The following is a 21,718-nucleotide window of genomic DNA, read 5'->3' on the forward strand; positions in this document are numbered from 1 at the left end:
TAATCTCCTAAAGTAAACTGCTGTACTTGTCGATTAGACCCGATGGGTCGGGAAATGCTGAGTTAACGGGTGCTTTTGGTTCAGGCAGCATGGCCTCAACCAGGTCACGTCGTTTTTCTAAATCTTTTGTGGTGGGGATATGTTGGGGACTGCGTTGCACCAGGCGTTCATGGATCTTGTCCCATAGGGCCTCGCTGGCTTCACTTGTCTGGATATCGGCCTTGGGAATTTTGATGGTTTGCTGAATGGGAATGGCTGCTTCCCCCTGGGAGACAAAACCAGGATTAATCAAAACGCACTTGCCAGGAGGCAAGCGTAGAAACTGACTGGGCTCAAACAGTTTGCGAGTCCGATCCTGTTCCGAGATGGTAGTGCTGGCTTTACCGCCCCCACGATTGCGAGATTTTTGTTTGTACTGGATCTCCTCATCTCCCAGGAAATCCGAGAACATTCGAGCCGCCTCATATTCCTGGGGGTTGAAGATAGCTTTGGTGGCACAGGCTCCCAAAATGGCACGGGCCAGTTCTCGACCATAGGTTTTCTCCAGCTGCACCAGGTTTTGAAACCCCAGGGTGACCGCCAGACCGTCTTCCCGGTTTTCGTTGAGCCACTGCACCAGCGTAGGCAGGTAGAGGGTGGGTAACTCATCAATGGCGACCACCAGGGGATCTTTCCGACGCTTTGCGACATTGCGCGTCACAATCATGTGCAGAACTGTGGCCACTAATGGACCCACTACGTCCCGTCGTTCCCGATCCATGCCAAAAATCAGAAGCTGCTTCCCTTCCAGGTCTAGCGGGATAGACGTTTGGCCACAGAACGCCCCCAGTACCCCTGCCTTCATAAACCGGGTAAAGGTTTCACTGGCGCTACCCACGATACCGCTGGCGGTTTTCTCCGCATCTTTAACGCCGATTAGCTGGGTAAATGACACCCGAATCCACTTGTTTAGTTTTTCGGCAGTGGCAATTCGATTGCCCAGGTTGGTTAGTCCCAGCACCGCCTGGGCCGTCATAATATCGGGATATTTGGTGGACTTGGCCAACATCAACAGGGCCTCTGTGAGCTGATCGCCTGCAGCGGCAAAGAACCCGTCTTCTGTACTTTGGGTCATTAGCCGAAAGTTCTTGTTCAACACGGTGGCGATCTGTCTGGCCATCTCGGCATCAGATTCACTGCGGAGAAAATCAATCGGGTTGCAGACATCCGACTCGGGAAAGCCGGGGGCAAAGACACGCACCTCGTAGCCCAACTTGGCAGCATAGGCGGCATGGCGAGCGCTCTGGGTGGGGTATTTAAAGTCGTAAAGAGCGACCGGCAGTTCCTGATCCAGGGCAGAGCGAATCAGTGGATCGATAACGCTGAAGGTTTTCCCAGACCCAGGCCCACCACAAACGGCAACACCCCGCTGGAGATCGGGCAGGTAAAGGGATTTAGGATCTTTCTCGCGGGTAGGCTTACCGATGTAGAGTGAAACCGCATTTCGTTTACGTTCTTTTAGCTGTTTAAGTGCCCGTTTACGAGCGGCTGATTTCTCTTTTCCACCGCCAAAACGACTGGTGGCCAGCTTGCCCTGCTTGCGATTTCCCCGTAGAGAGAAGATTGCAATGATGACGACACATCCCAACAAGACCAGGCCATTCTTGGACTGAAGTGTCGAGAATAGCTGGGACAGGGACTGGGTTGATGCTGAATCTAGCTGCCCTGGGGTAGAGGGATGTTCTGTGTAATAGCGCGTCATCGGCTGACTCCTTAGCGCAGGACCTCGTAACTGTCGGGTGGCAACTCAATGCCCAATTGCTCAAATGCCCAAATGTATTCCTGGGGAAATTCACTGCGAGTCCCCTCTGCGGTTGATGTCAGGTACTCACTCAACTGTTGTTGATAGGCTTCTTTTCCACCTTGTTCGCGAAGAACGCGGGTATAGCGCTGCAGTGCCAACTCCCTGGCAACATTGAGAGAGATATAGTGGCTGAGAACCGGGTCATCCTCTGGCAACAACGATTGACAAGTCTCTTGGGAATTGACATAAACCAAAACTTCCTGATAGCCGCCTGAGTCACCAGATTCGTTATCTTCCCAGGCCGCTCCGATCAGGTAATAGCGATCGTCTGCATTTTCCACCAGCCCCCAGAGCTTGGTTGTTTGGGTGGGCTGAGGTAAGCAGGTGTAAGCCACATCGGGAATGTTCTCGGAAGCCCGAGCCAGGTTAAATCCAACCAGGGTGATCAGCCCGATTAGACAGATAGAAATACCTGCCAGGATGATTAAAACGGTGCGATTATGTCTCATGGCAACTCTCTAGCGAAGGTAATTGATAGGGTTTTTAGGTTGTCCGTTCTGGCGTACCTCAAAGTGAAGGTGAGGACCAGTCGAATAGCCGGAACTGTCTGCCCGACCAACCGGATCGCCCTGGGCAATAATGTCGCCTTCGCGTACAAAGAAACCTTGCAGGTGGGCGTAGTAAGTCTCATAACCATTGCCGTGATCGACAATGACCAGCCTGCCGTAGCCGGTTGTTAGAGAACCGCTGATGCCTGCAAAGGTGACCTGTCCGCCATCGGCAGCTTCCACAACGGTGCCGGTGGGGGTGCCTAAATCCACACCGGCATGGAGACGGCGATCACCATGGATGGGATGGGTGCGATAGCCAAACCCGCTAGTGATGCCATAGCCCTGTGCTGGGTTAGTAAACTCGCCTGTAGCGACACCCACTTCACCGGGGTTGCTTTCCACGGGTGTTGGTGCAGGGCTGGACTGTCCCGTTTTTGGGTCAATGCCTTTGGCGGCAGCAACTTCAGCGGCGGCAGTTGTGGACAGACCTTCCTTGACCTGGCCGAGAAACATCATGCCTTCTTCCTGTACGGGCAACCAGGGAATCGGGCCGATAAAGTAGGGGGTGCAGCCCAGGTCTACAAAGGCACTGCGGGCACACATGCGGAAATAGAGTCCGGTTTCAGCGGTGCCAGAGGCCTCATCAGTTTCCAAGACAACGACTTTAAAGGCATTGCCAAAGGGATGTCTGCCGGTCGGCTCCAGTCCACCGTTCACCCTAGAGAGCACACCCCGTCCGCCCCGTACCTGCTGGTATTTGCCGGAGATCCATTGGATGCCTTCCACCAGCTGGGGTTGACCCATTTCTAGATGGGCACAGTCATTATTGCAAGGGACGTTGAACCCTTCGACGTAGCTGCCGCTGATGGCATTTTTGCGATCGCGTTCTGCGGGACCAAACACAATATCCACCATGCCCACCACCACACCCTGTTCTGCAATGGGGTTGGGAAAGCTGGAAAAGGGCACCTCGGCTAAGCCAGGAATATCTTCAATGACAGTCTGTTGCCAGTCACGGAAGTTTTCTAACGGAGTCTCCAGGATTCCGGGAATGGAAGTGAGGTCGTACTGCTCCAGATCCAATTCGCCCAAACTGAGATCGACGATGGCCTGTTCTTGCAGAACTTCGGCAATCGTGTCTTGGGGGTTTGCTGTTCCCGTCAGCAGGTCAGCAATGGGTTTGACCTCTTGAAGCTGACGATTAGCCAGATCGGGAATGGCCTCAAGCAGATCACCCACTGTTTGCCAGTTGACCAGAGCCAGATCCGCCAGCCGCAATGCGTCCACATCCAGACCTACCAGGGCCATAATCTCGTAAAGAGAAAATCGCTGGAGCTGAAAACTGTCTTGAAAATCTCCCAGAAACATATACTGGTCAGCGGATTGTCCCGCTTCCCAGATACGTGAAGGGTCATAGCCCAGTTCCCGGACAAGATCGCCAGGAGCCTCGAAGGAGCCAGACTCCAGAATGTTGGGCAATGACCGCAGGGTAATTTGTGCCCAGTTAGGTTTGGTACCCAGGAGCTGGTCTTGAATCACGGGTAAAGGCGAACCCGGTTGCAAGCTGGAGTGAGCAGGACGAGCCCAGAAACTATGAAGGGTGATCACCAGTGCCAGGGCCATCAGTCCGAGCACTGGCAACAGTCGTCGTCTGTGTCCGAAATAGTTGTTATTCATGGTCTTCACCTGAGTTGAGGGGTTGACGATTTGTGGTTTCTAAAATGGAGGACTCTCTGGCCTGCTCACCCCACTCCGCCAGGCGAGTAATCAGAGGTAGGGAAACACCCGCCTGGGTTGCAGCCGTTGGCATGTCTACACCGCTTCGCGCCAGGGTGAGAAAGGTTTGCAGCCGGTTCCACAGGTCCTGGTCTCGGTGGATTAAATCCCTGGATTCAGCCACTCGCAGGCCACGCTCCACATGCACCAGACCCAGCAGGGGATGAATGGGAACAGTCGGATTAATAACAACGGTGTGATAGTCTGGCGCACCAGCGGCCAACTCAACACGAAACTCGTAGAGTTGTCGTTCACCATTTGTTGTTTCGGTAATGACCGTTAGCAATGTCCCCTCTGCCTGGGTGAGATTCTCAAACTCCAGCCCTTGAATTCGGCGTAAATGGATTACCGATGGACTACCCGCTTCGCATTCGGTTTCTGCTGCCATTGGGCAGAGCGGTTCATCGAAATCCAGGGCGACTCTGCCGGGATCGTCAATCCAGACGCGGAGAATGGTTTCCTCAACAGTCAGGAAACTGAGATTGGTACCGTATCCAGGCCAGATTTTGATCACCGGAGAGGTGCTGCCGGTCAGTCCCTGGGCGTGATCCGCCGAAATCGGATACGCCGACTGTGCGCGAGCCGGTTGTTGATGCGATATTCCCACCAGAAAAACGGTTCCGGTGATGAGCAGGGGAATCCATTGATGTTTCATAGCATCACCGTCCGATTGATAAACACTTCGATTTCAGTACCTGGCGGGAGATACCAGATCGTGGGCCGATCCAGAATCTCGTCCAAGGCGGCTTGATTACGTTCAGCCATTTGGTCTGTTAGTTCACCAAATGTGCCTTCTAAAATTCCAGCGAGAATATTGGGGTCGCCGTTGTCTTGGGTAATGGTGCTGCCTCCAGCATTGGTAACCACTGAGGAAGACTTTGGTTGGTTGATCAGTTCCGCAGCTCTGGCCACCCCCGCGATCAGGGCACTGTTGAGATTTCGACGGAGCATCGCTGCCCCCTGTCCACCATATTTCTCAGCAATTAACGGTGTGCTGTCTTGTCCTCTCAGGTGGATAACATTTTCTGGTAAGGGAATCTCCTCACCGTCCTGGATCAACGAGACCACTGCCAATTGGCTAAGGCCACTGTCGTCAACTGACTGCACCTGCACCACCAGTTGGGTGTCGATAGGTAGGCCAACCACTTCATCAGGGGTAAGCAATGGTTCTGTCAGCTGCACCACAAACTGAAGACCATCGACTGCTGTGGTTTCTGCCCAGATCAATGGTGTGACGAGTACGGCAGCGGCTTGGGTACCCGTTATCAACACTGGGGCAGAGGCTGGATCTTCCTGAATAAGGGTCGCGTCTTCCTGGAGAATGGCCGCTTCCTCAGCATGGTTGATGGCAAGGGCTGGCGATGATGTTTCTGCCCGCACTAGTTGCACAGGGCCGGATGATGGGATGTTGTTCTCTGCTGGATCAAGAGGACTTTCCCTTTCAGATGTAGTTTCAGAACTATTAACTGGTGGCCGACCATAGCTGCCAAGGTGAGATAGGGCCATCCTTTGTTCGGTTGGATTTACAGCTGGCTCTGGGGCAACAGGCTGCTCTCTGGGAGGCGGTGTCGGTGCCATTCTGGGGGCAGGAGTGGACACCCTGGGAGCCGGTGCAGGCATAGAGCGTTCAACCACTCGCTGAGGAGGACGAGGTTCCGGTGATAGGGCAGATGAAAACTTGGGAATCTCGTTTGTCGTTTCAGGTGCAGGCTCAGATATTTCAGTTTCTTCTGGCTCCTCTGACAAGGCCTCAAGCTCGGCTTGCTGGTTTCCCATGGCTAGATCGGTCAGCAGTTTCCCTCGATCGTCTTGGGTAGCAGAGTCCTCAGTAGCCTTTACCATCGGATCTTCAAAATTTGCCTGGGTTTCTTTAGCTGGTTGGGGCTTGTCCCCGTCCATGATGTTGTTGGTAAACACCGCCAGAAATCCAATCACCAACCCCGTTCCTGCACCGACTACACCCAGCTTGGTGAAAGGATTGGTGGCTAGGGACAACATGCCTTTGGGATGGTCTGCCACAGGTGATGGATCCGCCAAGTCTTCCGGATCTAGGAGCGGTTCAGATGGAGAACTCTCATCACTGGCAACTGCAGTAGGAACAGTCTCCTGGTCAGGATCTTCGCTCGGCTCCGATAGCTGGAGACCCACCAGTTCTGCCATGCCCTGTTCATCCCAGAGGTTTTCTTGGGTACTCATTTCAACTCCTCCCGTTGAAGTTCGCGGATGGCATAGATTTGCAGCCCTGCCTGACGGATGCTGTAGATGGCTTTTTCTAGGGCCGTCTCACCAGCGGGCACTGCTGGGGCAGTGACGGCTTCGACAAACACCTCCCGATTAAAGGGAATGGCTTTTCCCAGGGCATCGGTTTCGTTAAAGACATAGAGATGGGCCACCACATCGACCTTCCAGCGCCCGTCGCCTGCTATTGCTGGATCTGAAACATGGTTAATGGCAATAACTACCTGGGTGCCCCCGGTAAATACATCTGGTGGGGTGAGGTCTGCTACCCGCTGCAGAAATTCCTGGCGAAAGTCTTCGGAGAAAGCAAAGCTGGCCTGCCAGCTGGCAGTTGCCACTTTTTGTTTGCCGCGTTCACCTTCGATCGCCAATCCCGGATCGGCTTTGGGTTGACTGGCTTCCTCAGCGGTAGTTGCCGGTAAGCTGCCGCTCCAGTTAAACATCAGCACCAGGGTGTCATTGACAAAGCGACGAATGGTTTCGGGGGAGCGGTCCTGGGCGTCCATCGCTGCCACTCGAACGGCCTGACCATCCTGCATTTGCACCAGGGTAGGGGGCGCTTGACGGCTAAGACGACTCAGAGCACCGGCCTGCAGAAACAAGATCACCAGAATGACCAGCTGTAGTCCCACACTGCCAAGGACAAAGAGCGGCATATAGTTGGTGTTACGTTTCTCGATTAGTTGCACCATAGAGAGTTTCCTTATCGAGTCAGCTTAGCGACGTGGACGATACATTCTGCGGCCACGCCAGTGCCGGGGAGACCGAGCGACGCCTCCCATGGCAACAGCCCCCGCAATTGCCCCTGCGGCCCCAGTGAGTGATCCAAAAACCGCCATGCCACCCCCAGAGGCCAGGGCTAAGGAGAGAATTGGAGCCAGCAGCCCCAGAAAGAAAGGAGCGATCAACGGATGAGAGTTTTCAGCGTTGAGCACTGCCAAGGAAACCAACCCCGAGAGAATGTTGAAGCTCAGCTTGGCAATGGCAATGGAGAAGAAACCCGTTAACCAGGCAAACATTGGTTTGGCTCCCACTGGCAAAAGGGAGCCCCCAACGGCCATCGGTCCCAGGGTGGCCGTTAATAACATTGACGCTTCCAGTAACCACTGAAAGGCGATATGCAGCGCCATCAAAATGCCTCGGGTCACGGTCTGAAACCCGGAACCGATTAAGGCTCCCCCAAACCGCAGCCCTGATTCAATTGCATTCCCACCGGCTTGGGCTTCTTCCCAGGCACGGGAAAGGGCATTGGGGTTACCAGTTCTAGATCGGTAGTCTTCAATAAAGGTTTGGGCTTCGGTAGCAGCCAGCTGGATACAGTTGGCCCGCTCTTCTGGGTTCTGGAGTTCGTAGCACTGGTTGCGGCGCTGGACAATCGTCTGCTCAACAGAATCTTCCAGGATGGCAATTTGATAGGCTTCCTGCAGACGAATATCGGCGGCAGTGTAGGTTAGAACTTCCTGATTGACCTGATTGATGTAGTCCCGCAGGGTAAGGGTGATCGCCGCTAAGCGATTACCGTTGTTGGAGAGCAGCACAATCACCAATAGCGGCCAGATGAAATCGGTGTAGGCTCGACTGCTTTCACCTTCCACCATCTGTCGGGTCCATTGAGTGAGAAACAGAAGTAGAGTGGCCACCGCAAACAAGACACCGACCCGTGCCAGGGAAAAGTAGAGACCTCCCTGGAGAACACTGTCCCAGAGCTGATTCCAACTTTCAGCCACCGCTTCCGACGCGATCTGACCGCCTTCGATGATGTCGGCGGTGTCGCGAGGAACCTGGGCAAGCCAGGGCAGTGGCGAACTGGAGAACATAGGGGCAAGGGTTCTTAAAGTGACTGACGTCATGACTGATTGACGTCGAGAGGCAAAGACTAGAAGAGGTGAGCCTGGGCGCTGATTTGCAGGGTGTCCATGGCGTTACCCATGGACTGGAGGCGACGGGCACGGGTTTCTTGATCCAGACTTTGGGAAATATTGCTCAAATTGAGGTTGGCCAGCTGGTTATCCTGGCGAGATTGCAGCAGTTCAGATTGGACTGCACCCAGGACTTCTGATGTGCGGGAATTTTGCTGGGCCATGTGTTTAATGGCTTCCTGGGTGGAGACGGCTACCTGAGCAGAATCGCCATGCTGTTGGACCTGACCGATGGTGTCTTCAATCCAAGTAATCTTCTCGCGAGTGGCCGCCTGACCTTCTTCACTCAGAATTGAATCAATCTGAGCACGGGTAAGCTGTCGATCCACTTCGTTAGCTGTTTCCGTTGCGGCATATATCCGATCCGACTGGGCCAGATCGCCTTCTAGTGACTGGGCTAAGGTATCCGCAATCTCGGAACGAGCCTGGTTAGGATCGATCAGGCCTAAATCACCCTGAACATTTTGGATAACAACATCCATCTCTCCGGGGAGAGAGTCCAGTTGTTCTGAGATAGTTTCGTCGATGTAGGTTTTGGCATCCTTAAAGGCCTGACGGAAAATACCAAAGATATCTTCAAAAAGAGTGTCCACCTGCGAGGCAGAGGCAGACTCCACGGGGACCAGCAACAATGTGGCCGTCAGGAGTGGTGCGAACAATAGACGAAATCGAGGTTTCATAACAAAGTCTCCAATTCAGAAAGTTTCAAGAGAATTAAGGGGAGATATGGGCATTTCAGGATGGGGGTTACGCTGAGCAACCCAGCGTTCTGTCATGACTGAGAGAGGCTGACCAGATTGGATCGCAGCCACCAGCAGCCTGGAGAATTCGGCCAGGCCGGTAAAGTCATCCGGGCAATGGCGCAGCACCAGGGCACGGGTAGCCTGCTCATCGGGATTGTTGGCGACCGCTGCCAGTTGGGCGTAGGCAGGATAGTAGCGACAGTAGGTGTAGATACCGTTGTTATCCAGCAGCCACTGACTGTAAACGCCTTCAGGTTTCGGAAAAAAGCTGTCGCTGGCGTTACGACTGATGATTGACTTTGGATACTTGAGGATGTGCTCAAAACTCTCCACTGCCATCGGTTGAATCCGACCAATCAGACGAGTGGTCAGGTTCTGAAATATTTTGGAGCTGGCGGGAGATTTGTACACAGTGTCAGGATCTTGAGCCGAGAGAATCACCCGGATCCCAGCCTTGGCACCATTGGCACAAAGTCGGCCAATCAGAGCACCAATTTCGTCAAACTCAAACAGAATCGGAGCTTCATCGATAAAGAAGATGGAGGCCGGGGCTTCCAAAGCACGGCGCAAGGCGGCTGAATAGGCAGAGAGGGCCAGGACAGCTGCATCTTCTTCGTTGGCGAGATTGCGCAGGGCAAAGACCAGCAGCTGGGCATCGGTGGGAAAACTGGATGGCGTGGAAATCGCTTTACCCACCCGACTGGTGAGCCAGAAGCGCAGCCGCAGCTCAATCATGTTGAGGGCCGCTTCGATATTGCCGCCCACCTGATGGAAATCCAAACGTTCTGCCGTACAGAAGTCTAGAAAATCAGCCAATGTGGGCGTTTGTTGCCAGGCAGCAGAGCCCAGGCGACCTTCCATAGCAGCCAGGTAACGACGTTGGATTTGCGCATCTTCAAAGAAAGCATTGAGGGCCAGCACCAGGATGGAGCGAATGGTCTGGGTCATAACAGAGCCGTTGGCCGCTGAGCCCACGATCATGGTCAGCAGGGCAGATTCTAGAAATGACTGGAAGTCTTGATAGCGTTCCTTACGTTCATCAGGGGATAGATGACGCAGGTCTGGCTGCTCGAACAGATTGTTGGACTCGCGGGAGATATCGAAATATGCCCCACCCACAAACTGGGTGTAATCGGTAAAGGTGGACGTACCATCCGGTTTGGGGAAATCCAGGGCGACCACTGGAAAACGATGGGATAGCGCCTGGGTAAGAATGCCGGACACCAGCACAGATTTACCAGCGCGGGTGGTGGCGAACAGCCCCAGATTTTTATGCTGATTGAACAGGTCCAAATGGATGGGGCTGCCGCCTTCTTCTGCGATCAGTTCAAAACCGCTGCGATCGCACGGCTGAGTCAGCACCAGAGGCATCAGGCCTGGTACTTCCCCGGTCAGGTAAAGCTGCCGTCGCTTAAAGGGCGTGGCCATAAGGGTTTCCCAGACGATGGGTAGCGTCTGGAGCCACACCTTCCAGGCATAATCTTGCTCCCGTTCAACCCAGGCCGGACGGCGGAAGCAGCTCTGGAGATAGCGGCAGGCTTCGTCGAGCTGCTCCAGGTTAGGACGATGAACCAGGAAAACTACGGCAGTGTGGATCGGCAGGGCTCCTTCGAAAAGTTCTTCCTGGGCTTCGATGGAGCGCTTGGCCTTTAGTTCTGCTGCCACATCGACCGAGTTGCCCTCTTCCGCCAGGGTGGCGGTCATATTGGACTGCTTCAGCATCCGCTGGACAGCTGTTTTCACCAGCATTTCGTTGGCGCGGGTTAGCTGGCAAAAGATCTCAGTATCTGCCACCGTATCGCGGGAGAGCACTTCCCAGAGGTAGCGCAGCTGGGAAAACTCATTGGCCCAACCGCCTGGTTTCTCCATAAAGGTGAGGGGCGCAACATACTGACCGTTGACCTTCACCCATTTTTGATTAGCGGTGGGGACTCCGGCACGGGTGATTAGAGTGGTGCTGTGAACCTCAGAATTAATTTGCTCATGCAGGCCCTGGTCATCCAGGATAATCAGCTGGGGAATGTCGATGGGCTCACTGTGATTAAACCGTTTCCACAGGCGATTCCACAGATCAGTCTCGCCCAGTGGTCTGACATTCAGCCCCATCTTGTTGGAGAGCACCTGCTCCCACAGCAAAAAGCCATCGGTAAAGGCTTTGGTGATCAACGTTTGCAGTCGCTGATTTTTAGCCTGACGAAGTTCACCCGTAAAAGATTTCCACAGAGTTTCGCCCTTGGCGATCAGGCGCTCAATCAGATCCTGTGCCCCTTCTGACCCGCTCTCAACGGTGTAGGTGGCATAGAGCCGCAGAAATTTAGGTTTGCGTAGACCTTGCTGGGTCAGCTGTTGGACTCTGGCACGGTCGGCTGTCAGCAAAAAACGTAACGGTTGACTGGGGGCATGATCGCCCAACCCAGCCAAATCTATCTGCCGTTCTGCATCCGACGAAAAGGAACCCAGATGTAGCGTCAGTCGTTCATTCCCAGGCAAATCCTTTAACCCCGACTCCAGCTGACTGAACGCTGTTTCAACCTGCTCCTCCGTCAGAGTGTTATGGATACCCTTGCAGTCAAAGCCAAAGACGAAGCACAGATGCTCACGATTCTTTCCTTTGGTCAGGACATAGGCCCCCACTTGTCGCCCCCGCAGCTCGATTCGCAGCAGTGCCGCCAGGTGGAGAGCATCCTCAAATGGAGTGAGTGAACCGACGAATTGATTGCCGAGTTTTAGCCGGTGTTTGCCGATTTTCTGTTTCATCGCTGGTAAACCTCAGATATCGGGCATAGCCACGACTCCAGGTAGGAGTCGGCACAAATTTGGCCGTAAACTTCCAGCTTTTGCCCCCGGTGAGAATCCACCAGGTAGACACGCCCCAGGCGGTAATAAACCCAATCGACACCCAGCTCAGATTGAAACCGCGCCCCACCAGATACGCTCCCCCAGTAATGCAAAACCAGGGAATAATCTGATCGGCAGGAATTGGTCCCAGACGGGGTTGAGACCCCAGAATGGTATTAACTGGACGAAAATTGGATGGCATAACCGCTCAAGCATCCCTGAAAGTACGATTGGCTCTGCACCCTGAGCGACAATCAGCACTATGCAAGCGTTAACCGGTAATTAGAGTTGTGAGAATATCACCAGCGGTGACTGCAATGATGATGATTAGCGGCGTCCGCGCAATCGTCTGGGTAAAGTCGAACATTGAATTACTCCAAATGAACTCTTTTTGTCGGGTAAGGGAGAGTAAGTCGCCTCATCTCCCTCCCCTTAGAACCGGACGTGGCACTTACATGCCATCCGGCTCAAGCCTTCTGCAACTCAGAAGGTTGTCTCCATGTGTAGGTGCTGATGACACACTTTGTGAAGGTGGAGTAGGTTTTCAACCCGGTCTGTCCCTCCGTCTGCCACCTTAATTACATGGTGGGTATGCAGTTGCTCTCCGTTAAACAGGTGCTCTTCACAGGCTGGACATTGCCAATTTTGGTTCTCAGCTACTTGGTAGTACTTCGAGCCTTTGGCCCAGTAAATTTTACCTTGCCGGGTTTGACGCTGTTGCCAGTATGTTCTGAGCGTTGGGTCATCTGGTGATGCCTTGCCAGTAACCTTGACATGGCGTTCGATGGGAATGGTTGCCAAGTGAGTCAGGGAGTAGTGAATGGCTCGACCGTCTCGGCTTGTGGCCGAGGCCGTAAAGTACCATTTCTTTTCCCGAAACACTTTGAAATATTGATCCACAACCCATCGCTTCCCTTTTCTGGGATGCCGCCTCTTGCACCATTGGAAGAGGGCTTTCCAGATGTAATGGTCGAGGGAAGAGAAGACCTTTGCACTGTTAACATGTCTGTAGTAATTGGCCCATCCTCTGAGAATTGGGTTGAGATGTCCGATGACAACTTCCGGCTTGTGCGAGGGATTGGCTCTGAGCCAGTCTCTGATGCGCTGGAGGAAATCTTTCACCTTTTGTTTGGCTGGGGTGATCAGGCATTTGCCTTTGAATTGTCTGACAGTAAATCCGAGGAAGTCGATACCCTGTTCGATATGAACAATTTTCGTCTTTTCTCGATTGAATGTCAGGCCCCTTTGTTTTAGCCAATCCTCTAAGATGGGTTTGACCGCTTCAATGTCCTCCTTAGAAGGCGCAGTCACAATAATGTCATCCGCATAGCGAATAAATCCATACTTATTGCTCCATACGCGTTTGGTTTGATATCTCCCTGTTTTCTGGTTGAAACTTCGATATTCTTTTACCTTTTTGAATTGAGATAAAAGTTCTTCTATTCCATCCAGTGCAATATTTGCGAGTACAGGTGAAATGATTCCACCTTGCGCGGTTCCGCTTTCTGTCGGGTAAAACACCTCTGCTTCAATATAGCCTGCTTTCAGCCATTGTTTAATGAGTCCTCTGCCAGGAATTAGCCCGATGGCATTGAGGATATAATCGTGACTGATATTGTTAAATGCACCTTTTATATCGGCGTCTAAAGCCCAAGTATCCACGCCTTTCCTCAATCGAGAATGACATTGTTTAATGGCATCTTGACAACTGCGGCCAGGGCGAAAACCGTAACTATGTGCCTCAAATCGAGCTTCCCAGCTCGGTTCTAGTGCATTTTTAACAATTGCTTGTGCGACTCGATTTTTGAGTGTGGGGATGCTTAATGGACGACGGTTTTTCCCATTATCCTTGGGAATATAAACCCTTCGAGCAGGGTGAACTTTCCATAAGCAGTAAGCCTGCATCTCATTAACCAAATTGACCCTGGCTTGAGGAGTCAGGGCAACTTGGCCATCAATGCCAGCCGTCTTCTTTCCTCGGTTTTGCTGGGTCACCCGTCGCACTGCTAGCAGCAGGTTAGAGTAACTGCGGAGCATCAACTTCATCAGGCTTCTCACCCGATTCCATTGATGTTCCTGAGTCGCACGATAAATTCGCTGCCTTAGATTTCGTACCTTCTTCTTGACGCGTTTCCAGTTGATGGAAGCCCATACTTGAAGACGGCCCACCGTTCCGATGTCTATTTTGACTCTATCTTTCACGTTGGTTAGATTTCTTCACGTTGATTTATCGTTGAAGACCTGTTGGAAGTCAGCTACCTTTTCGGTATCGGGCAAATTTTTGAACCCGTATCTCCCGCATTACCAGGAGCGTTCGCTTTTTCCAATTTCCCTTACCCTCTAGGTAGTTGTGTCGTCCTTGCGGTTGACCTACTCTGGTTATCGACCTTTGCCAGAGAACCTATAGGGCTTACCGTGTTCCGTGCGTTTGATCTGCGACTGAATTAGGTTCCATCTATACCCCGGTGGGATTATTGTCCTTTCGCTTTGAGCGTTCTGAGACTCATTGCCTACCCACTTACCAGTTTGGTTAAGGTGTATCAGCCTGATTTCACCTTTCACGCCTCACGAGACTTATGATGATTCACTTGCGTTAACCCGTTTCAGTCTTCCCTTTGCTCTCCATATCAACTTGGGCTGCCAATATCGTGAGCTTTCGTGCTTTGCTTTCCGCTAGTTTCATTACTTACTCCTGGCGTAAGCGGAGTCAGTGACTCTTTTACGTAGGGACAGGGAGGAAGGCTCCCCTGGGGAAGACGGCTTCCTAATCAAAATGCGCCAGTGGCGCTGAACGCACGACTTTCACGTCGCACCAAAACCGGACGTGAGACTTTCACCTCATCCGGCTCCTCAATAGATTGACTGCTAAACCTCATCCAAATGAACACCAGGGTTTGGATAAGGCCAATTACGTAGCAAGCTGAAGTGACCCATCTGTGGCTGTTTTGGCATCATGACAATGCCCATGTAACAGCTGTAGATTATCGAATGTGTCTGCGCCACCCAGAACTCTGGGTAGGATATGATCCACTTCGATGCGGTCTTCGGTGGTGAATGTCAGGTGACAGCGGGTGCATTTGCCCTTCTGTCGTTTAAGCAGTGTGGCTACCCGGAATGAAACACCCGGATAGTGACCCATGCGTTTGGCCCAGTACGTCCAGTCTCCATCAAAGGGAGACCGTTGACTATTCAAAGGCGTGTAGACAGCTGTACGGTGCTGAATGTGTTTTGTAAGAACAACAGTATCCGTTGAAAACTGCCAACGACCTAACTCTTGAAAATGCCAATACTTTTCAGCAATCTTAGTGGCTCCTCGGCCAGTACAGCGGGCCGTTGCCCAGGCCTTAAGCTTGAGATAAAGCTGATAATCAGCCTTCGTAAGCTGGGATCTCGCATTGAAATAGCCGAAGTATTTCGCCCATCCACGAATGATAGGATTCAACACCCGAATGAGAGCATCCTGGGGTGAATGACTATGTTGCTGGATGACCGTTTTGATCCGGGCCATGTGCCGTTTCAGACTCTCTTTACTGGGTGTGACAAAGAGCCGATACCCCAAGGGTTTTACCTGTTGGTTTCCATTGGGATTGCCGATCGTCACATGGCTAGTACGATGTTTTCCGACTGAATGTTGCTGGAAATGATATCCCAGAAAATCAAAGCCGACAGTCCCCTCAACCGGAACTAGGGTATGAGAGATGAGGGTCTTAGTCGGATGGAGCGTTAACCCCAAGTCGTTTAGCCAAGTAGAGATTTGCTGTTGGCACCCCTGAATGACACTCAGGTCTTCATGCAGAATTACAAAGTCATCTGCAAATCGAACCAGTTTGGGCGGGCGAACATCCCAGCGTTTGCCTTCTGTTCTGAAGTAACGTCGTGGGAATGCCTGTTGAATCGTCTCTTCCATCCCGTGTAAGGCAATGTTAGCCAATAAAGGAGAAATGACGCCTCCTTGGGGTGTACCCTGCTCCGAGGGGAACCAGGTATTGCCCGTAATGACGCCTGCTTTGAGCCAGGCTCGAATCTGACGTCTAAGGGATGGAAACGTGTTGAGTTTATCCAACAGTTTGGTGTGGTCAATTTGGTCGAAGCATTTGGAGATATCAGCATCGAGCACATACTTGGCTTTTTGCTTTATCGAGTGCTGCACGGCTTTAAGCGCATCGTGAGCAGAACGACCTGGCCGAAACCCGTAAGAATGAGGCTCAAATTTTGCCTCCCACTGAGGTTCTAAGGCCAGTTTGACCAGAGCCTGCCGCGCTCGTTCGTGGATCGTTGGAATACCGAGGGCACGTTTCTCTGATTTTCCCGGTTTTGGAATCAACACCTGTCGGACAGGCATAGATTTATCCGAGAGAGCGAGTTGTTGCGCCAACTGTAAGCGTTCGTTTGGCTTGAGGGATTTGACACCATCAATGCCAGCGGTTTGCTTACCTCGATTATCCTGAGTAACCTTACGTACGGCGAGACATTTTGCCGCCCATGAGTGAATCAGGGTCTTTTGCAATTGGTGTACTGCTTGGGTATCCCCCGTTTGTTCAGCACGGTAAATTCTCGTTTGCAGCTTAAAGACCTTGGCCTCTAGCGTGCGCCAGGGCAATGCCTTCCATTCCACTGTAGTGTTAAGCTCAGTTTTGGACATGTTCACTGCGACTTGATTCATTACCATCAATCCATCGTGTATCTGTCGGCGTATCCTGGGCATTACCCCAGGCCTTTGCTTCTGATACAATCCTTTCCGCTTATGGCATCCAGCTTGGCTGCCTACTTTGCTAAGAGAGCGTCTTAAGAGAACGTCTTAAGAAAGTGTCTTACAAAGAGCACATAAGCGGATTAAACCGTTCCGAATAACCATTGGTTGAATCCGTAGGGTGATGCTACTCCACCGGGTTTAAGGGAAGTGCAGGCTGGTCGAGACTGGAATCGCCAGCTCCTATCCTTGCCATTTTGGCTTGGGCTAATAACCGTCGTAGCCCACTAGACGTGACGATGGTTAACCGCATCTTTGCTTTCGCTACCCATAGATTCTTGCTAGACAGGTTGCCGAGTACGGTTCTCGGAAGTCTGCCGTTCATCCCCGCTTCACCCGATTGAGAGCCAGTCGCCCAGGTGGGGGAAGTGCTTTCACTGCTGCACCTGCAGGGTAGGACTTTCACCTACATGGCCATTCAGTTGTCAAGGTAATTGTTTACCTTGCGCTTAATCCTCTGAACCTAAAACAAGATTCAGTTTCTAAGCAACGGCTCGCACCCAATCCTCATCTTGACGGGCGGAGTTGATCACCCGTACTAGCGAAATCCCCACATACAGTAGAAATAGGCCTCGCAGTACGTTAAAGACCAGCGGAATGGCGTCGCCCGTGTCAGCCCCGAAGTTGGTCTGCATCCAGCTCTCAGCATCACCAAAGAACTGAGCCTGGGCCGGATGGGCCATCAAGGTCATGGATATCAATAGTCCCAGCCCCATTGCCAGCAGGACTCTGGCACGAAAATTCCGACGCCGGATATGCTGTCTAGCCAGGGGATATCGGTGGGTAAATGTCCTACGCCAGGTGAAACTGCTGCCCAAAACGACGGTGAATGTCGGCAGCCACATCAGACTATGCAGGAGCGCATCTACCCAGAGAAAGCTGACAGACATTGCTGCCAAAAGCACAATCGGAGGCTGCCGGTTTCTGTTAGAAACCCAATTGATAAATCGGGTTAGCTTATTTGATTTATTAGGCCATTTTTTCTGGGCATGACTGATCATTTAGACCTCCTAAAATCAGATCAGTGTGAAGCGATTTACAGAAATTTAAAAGAGCGATTGAAAATATCATTCATCCACAGGATTTATTCAATATAGCAATTGAAAACTGACTGTCAACGCCTATAGATACAGACATATAAATCGATAAATCTTGTCTTTCAGGCTAGGCAAAAAATGAGTTTAGGACCTTAATCCTTAACTTTTTGGGATATTAATCACGATATTGAGCCCTTAATGAAAATGGCCATTTATATCGAGCTGCTTATATATCTAAAATCAAAAAATAACCACAACAGATTGCGAAAAATTAATCACTAAATAGTGTCAGCAGGTAGATTGTTACGCTTACTACAAAAGTCAATCTTTGTATAGTTATCCTGACTATCTAAAATCCAGCTTGCTAATGGGTTTAAACCTCAGAAATAGCCAAAATTTGTGGTACTAACCCTGTAGAAGTTAGCTAGATTTCGAAAGTGTAAAAGCAGAAATGATTTAAGTGTTGACGTCAGAACGTATTGACGTCTTATAGTGCAAAGGCTTTAATGTCTGCATGTCTGTTCCCGCCTCGGTCAAAACATTCAGTAGTTGAGACAGCTTTGAAAAAACGCACTGGAAGCAAGTGCTATGAAGACATTGAGCTGTCTGTCTCTATCGGGGGGACAGGGAAAGACATCAAGTGCGTTGCTGTTGGGCCGATTGCTGGCGCATCAGCACTATCGGGTGCTGATGGTGGATGCTGACCCCCAGGCGAATCTGACGTTTTATCTGGGCCATGAGGTGCAGCCGGATGCGCCTACGCTGCTGGAGGTTTTGAAGCGGCAGGTGGAAATGGCGGATGGGATTTATCCGCTGACTTACGAGAATCTGTACTTGATACCGGCTGATGAGGGATTGCACAAAGTGCAGGAGTATCTGGCTACCAGTGGCATGGGAGCCCTGGCCTTGCGGTATTGCCTGGAAACGGTGGCAGCATTGTTTGACTATTGCGTGATTGATTCACCACCCCAGCGCACGCAGATTTGTCTGTCGGTGGTGGGGGCATCTGACCTGGTGTTGATACCAGCGGAGGCTTCCACGAAGGGGGTAAATTCGCTGTTGCTCAGCCTGGACCTGCTAGAGGAGTTGAGGGCGATCCGGGCCTTTAGGGGGCAGGTGTTGGGGGTGCTACCGTTTCGGGATAAGTGGTTTGGCCGATCTCAAGCGACGGATAGTCGGGAGGCGATCTCAGCCATGCGGCAGGTAGCCGGTCATATCCCAGTCTTAACTTCGATTTTGGAAAGTGAGCGATACAAGCAGGCGATTCGATTAGGGCGGTTGCTGTCGGAGATGGGCCATGCTGACCTGGAATATCCGCTGCACCAGATTATTGAGTTATTGAGGCAGGCATAGGTGATGAATGAGGATGCTCTGAAACGGTTGATGCAGCGGAAGCGGCCTAGTGTGCCTCCTCGAACGGATGAGCTGGAGCCGAATCCAGTGGTTGTGAAGTCTGGTCAACCGGTTGCGATCGCACACGAATCCCCAGGATATACTGACGCTGGTGTGTCTACAGGTGTTGACGTCAATATGTCTACACAGCATGATGAGACGGACTTACCGCAATTGGTACGTACTACGACGCGGTTGGAAGAACATATTGATAAGTCGTTACGCCATCTTTGTCTGGATGAGAAGGTGACGAAGGAGGTCTGGTTTGAGGCGGCCTACCTTTATCTAGTGGAGCATCCGAAGGCTATGAAGGTGGTGAATGGACTGGCGAAGAAGCGATATCAGCGGCGGAAGCGAGCGGCAGATTTGAGGAAGCTGGAAACTATGCAGAAAAGGTTAAAGCGTTAGCTGCTCTATGGGGTTATTGACGGTTATTTGATCCACCACGAGAGTAGCCAGAATTTTGTGAGGTTATTCCTCCATTTACGCATCCCATGGACTCCGTAGTACATCACGTCTATCCCGATAAAGCATATGGGTGTAGATCAGATCATCGTAGTTTCCATATCCTTGTGGTCTAACAGCTCTTGCACGGTTCGAATATAAAATCAGCAAAGCTATCGTTCATAGCCTTCAGAGCGTTTTCAGACCTACTGTCTTGGTTGGATCAGCATTCGATAGGAGATGCTCTGCCTCAGTCTGGCCAGGAGCTAATTAATAATGAGTTGTGCAGGTTGCGTAGTCAGTAGTTGGACGTAGCTCGGGTGGCTTAAAGCTTAAGAAGATATGCTCCTTGGGGATGCCTGCATTTTCTAAATCTATGGCAAAGTCGTCTTCAGTGCCGTCTCGCTGTATCCAGATTTTGTCGTCGATGATGTCAATGTTGACTGTGCAGCTATGCTCATAGCGGTAACCTTTCCCACCTAAGATCACGATCAAGTAGCGATCTCACCGTCAATTGAAGGCAGTTTCTTTTTTGACCGAGCTTTAGGAATAGGGAACGGCTTTATACTCGGTCAGTAGTTGCTCAATAATGTCTCTTCTTTGTCATAAATTGATGGCATCCATCGCTGAATTAGCTCATGAATACGCTCAAAATATTGCTTCACTCTAATTTCTGCTTTCAGGGATGGCGAGAGGTTGCCACTTAAACTCAGGATAAAACTGCTTAACTTCTTGTAGTTGGGTTTGGATTTCGGTTCTAGAGACTTGTAATTTATCAGATAGATCGAGCACGTTGTTAGCAAAGTCAGCTGTGCCAGCAACACCGACTCCTACAGCAACTAGTATCTTGAACAAAGCAACTATACGCCTTTTTAATCTGGATGGACTAGGTTTCTCAGGCTGCTGTGTGTCAGACGCTAACCCTTCAAGCTGCATCTGAACATCTTCACGTTGCTCAGACGGGAATGAGTCAGAAGCAATTTTCCCTAGCTTCTCAACTATCTCAACTATTTCATTTGCGGATTGAGAACCAAAGTAGGTAATCATATTGCCTTTGTTAATGCCGGCAACGCTACCTACAGGCGCATTAAAATTTTGAGTGAAGCCAGAATTTTCAGACATATTCCTTACAATTGTCAACAACATTTGAGTGGTAAAACTTACTCCATTAGGCTCCGACATATATAATTTTTCTTCTACGCCTTCAGTAATTTCCTTGTCATTACGACCAAGTAAATTTAGCAATGTTGAGCCTTTAATGTTTGCTTCTCTAGCATCAATATATTGTTCCCTAAGTTTAGCATTGCTGAAATTTGTATCCTCTAGATTTGCATAAGTAAAAGCAGTCAAGTTTTTCCTTATTAATAATTTGATAGAATTTTGATGAAAAATAGAGTACTTTAAATCACCTTTCTCAGATTTATAACCTATCTTGCCTCCTCTAAGGCTCACGAAAATAGATAGCACAATTGGGAGGATTTGTAGGCCACCTAGTGCAGGTGATTCAACGCTTGAAGATGCGCCGAGCATAATCCCTACAAAGCAAAGAAACCAGTCAATTGCCTTAACAAGTTGAGGATGGATATCTTCAGCTGCTATCCTTAAAGACACAGCTTGAGCCCTTATGAACAAACTAGTAGTTGTTCCTAAGAATGATATCAAGCATGATGAAGATGCAGCAGCAGATATTCCATCAAATAATGACATTATCAAGATAGCAAAAACTGTTGTAATTGCTATGATTAGAATAAAGAATATATCTATTCCCATGGAACGCTCTATTCCAATCGATAAGCATAAAGCGATTGCAAAAGGGGCGCTAACTTCTAAGGGAAATCGCTTGAAGTTCTCAAAGAGTTCACCACCATTCTCCCTTATTTGTTCAACAGGCGGATCAAGAACTACTAGCATCAAAGAGACTGAGTAGCATAAGATCAATCCAGAAAAGAAAGATAATGAGAAAAATATGACTCTACTGATATTCTTCCATTTATCAGATAGCTGCCAGTAGGCCGAAGTGAAATTTGCCTCCTTCAGATTAGCACGAACAAATTTTGTGCCTCCAATATTTGCATGTGAGAAGTTGAATCCACTTAGGTCCTGCCCACTTAAGTCAACCCCACGCAAGTCTGCGTTTTCGAACTTGTCAAATTTATACTGAGACATGTCCTGACCTTTTTCAAAGACATGTTTTCTGTAATCTTTTTTATGATTGATAGGCATCCTGCGTTTTTCCTCTGAATAATC

Annotated in this window: 18 protein-coding genes; 2 read left to right on the plus strand and 16 right to left on the minus strand. The window is 50.7% G+C overall.

What is annotated here, in order from left to right; all coding sequences use genetic code 11:
- Positions 1-7: 7 nt before the first annotated feature.
- The 14 genes from U2F10_RS21620 to U2F10_RS21685 form a co-directional block, all read right to left on the minus strand.
- Positions 8-1,741 carry a type IV secretory system conjugative DNA transfer family protein gene (locus tag U2F10_RS21620; RefSeq protein WP_499873233.1) on the minus strand — a complete coding sequence of 578 codons (1,734 nt, stop codon included), beginning with the start codon at positions 1,739-1,741 and terminating at the stop codon, positions 8-10.
- 11 nt (positions 1,742-1,752) lie between these two features.
- Positions 1,753-2,292, minus strand: a complete 540-nt coding sequence (locus U2F10_RS21625) for a hypothetical protein (RefSeq protein ID WP_499873234.1) — start codon at positions 2,290-2,292, stop codon at positions 1,753-1,755.
- A gap of 9 nt (positions 2,293-2,301) precedes the next feature.
- Positions 2,302-4,011, minus strand: a complete 1,710-nt coding sequence (locus U2F10_RS21630; protein WP_499873235.1) for a M23 family metallopeptidase — start codon at positions 4,009-4,011, stop codon at positions 2,302-2,304.
- Positions 4,004-4,765 (minus strand): hypothetical protein, encoded by a 762-nt coding sequence (locus tag U2F10_RS21635; protein WP_499873236.1) that lies wholly within the window; start codon positions 4,763-4,765, stop codon positions 4,004-4,006. Before U2F10_RS21635 ends, U2F10_RS21630 begins: the two co-directional genes overlap by 8 nt.
- Positions 4,762-6,306, minus strand: coding sequence for a TrbI/VirB10 family protein (locus U2F10_RS21640; protein WP_499873237.1), 1,545 nt, complete (start codon positions 6,304-6,306; stop codon positions 4,762-4,764). Before U2F10_RS21640 ends, U2F10_RS21635 begins: the two co-directional genes overlap by 4 nt.
- Positions 6,303-7,040 (minus strand): hypothetical protein, encoded by a 738-nt coding sequence (locus tag U2F10_RS21645; RefSeq protein ID WP_499873238.1) that lies wholly within the window; start codon positions 7,038-7,040, stop codon positions 6,303-6,305. The genes U2F10_RS21640 and U2F10_RS21645 overlap by 4 nt, the downstream gene beginning before the upstream one ends.
- A 24-nt stretch (positions 7,041-7,064) precedes the next feature.
- Entirely contained in the window at positions 7,065-8,165 is a 1,101-nt protein-coding gene (locus U2F10_RS21650) for a hypothetical protein (RefSeq protein WP_499873239.1), read from the minus strand.
- Between the two features lie 59 nt (positions 8,166-8,224).
- A complete protein-coding gene (locus tag U2F10_RS21655; RefSeq protein WP_499873240.1) occupies positions 8,225-8,947 on the minus strand; it encodes a hypothetical protein in 723 nt (240 codons plus the stop codon).
- A 15-nt stretch (positions 8,948-8,962) separates the two neighbouring features.
- On the minus strand, positions 8,963-11,767 hold the full coding sequence (locus U2F10_RS21660) for a putative type IV secretion/conjugal transfer ATPase (protein ID WP_499873241.1): 2,805 nt from the start codon (positions 11,765-11,767) through the stop codon (positions 8,963-8,965).
- Positions 11,697-12,050: a hypothetical protein gene (locus tag U2F10_RS21665; protein WP_499873242.1), complete on the minus strand. Its 354-nt coding sequence runs from the start codon at positions 12,048-12,050 to the stop codon at positions 11,697-11,699. The genes U2F10_RS21660 and U2F10_RS21665 overlap by 71 nt, the downstream gene beginning before the upstream one ends.
- Before the next feature lie 281 nt (positions 12,051-12,331).
- The gene (gene ltrA / locus U2F10_RS21670) at positions 12,332-14,050 is read right to left on the minus strand and encodes a group II intron reverse transcriptase/maturase (RefSeq protein ID WP_499870311.1); all 1,719 of its coding nucleotides are present in this window, start codon (positions 14,048-14,050) and stop codon (positions 12,332-12,334) included.
- A gap of 706 nt (positions 14,051-14,756) precedes the next feature.
- The gene (ltrA, locus tag U2F10_RS21675; protein WP_499873243.1) at positions 14,757-16,490 is read right to left on the minus strand and encodes a group II intron reverse transcriptase/maturase; all 1,734 of its coding nucleotides are present in this window, start codon (positions 16,488-16,490) and stop codon (positions 14,757-14,759) included.
- A gap of 235 nt (positions 16,491-16,725) precedes the next feature.
- Positions 16,726-16,923, minus strand: coding sequence for a hypothetical protein (locus tag U2F10_RS21680; RefSeq protein ID WP_499873244.1), 198 nt, complete (start codon positions 16,921-16,923; stop codon positions 16,726-16,728).
- Between the two features lie 157 nt (positions 16,924-17,080).
- Entirely contained in the window at positions 17,081-17,599 is a 519-nt protein-coding gene (locus U2F10_RS21685) for a hypothetical protein (RefSeq protein WP_499873245.1), read from the minus strand.
- Positions 17,600-18,223: 624 nt separating this feature from the next.
- Between U2F10_RS21685 and U2F10_RS21690 the strand changes: the two genes are divergently transcribed.
- A complete protein-coding gene (locus U2F10_RS21690) occupies positions 18,224-18,988 on the plus strand; it encodes a ParA family protein (RefSeq protein WP_499873246.1) in 765 nt (254 codons plus the stop codon).
- 3 nt (positions 18,989-18,991) lie between these two features.
- Positions 18,992-19,435, plus strand: a complete 444-nt coding sequence (locus U2F10_RS21695) for a carboxysome distribution maintenance protein McdB (RefSeq protein WP_499873247.1) — start codon at positions 18,992-18,994, stop codon at positions 19,433-19,435.
- Between the two features lie 306 nt (positions 19,436-19,741).
- Here U2F10_RS21695 and U2F10_RS21700 read toward each other — a convergent pair whose 3' ends face one another.
- Both U2F10_RS21700 and U2F10_RS21705 read right to left on the minus strand, forming a co-directional pair.
- Positions 19,742-19,966, minus strand: a complete 225-nt coding sequence (locus tag U2F10_RS21700; protein WP_499873248.1) for an element excision factor XisI family protein — start codon at positions 19,964-19,966, stop codon at positions 19,742-19,744.
- A gap of 171 nt (positions 19,967-20,137) precedes the next feature.
- Entirely contained in the window at positions 20,138-21,694 is a 1,557-nt protein-coding gene (locus U2F10_RS21705; RefSeq protein WP_499873249.1) for a pentapeptide repeat-containing protein, read from the minus strand.
- Between the last annotated feature and the right edge of the window lie 24 nt (positions 21,695-21,718).

The organism is Leptothoe sp. EHU-05/26/07-4 (assembly GCF_043421015.1).
Classification (GTDB): Bacteria; Cyanobacteriota; Cyanobacteriia; order Phormidesmidales; family Phormidesmidaceae; genus Leptothoe; species Leptothoe turfae.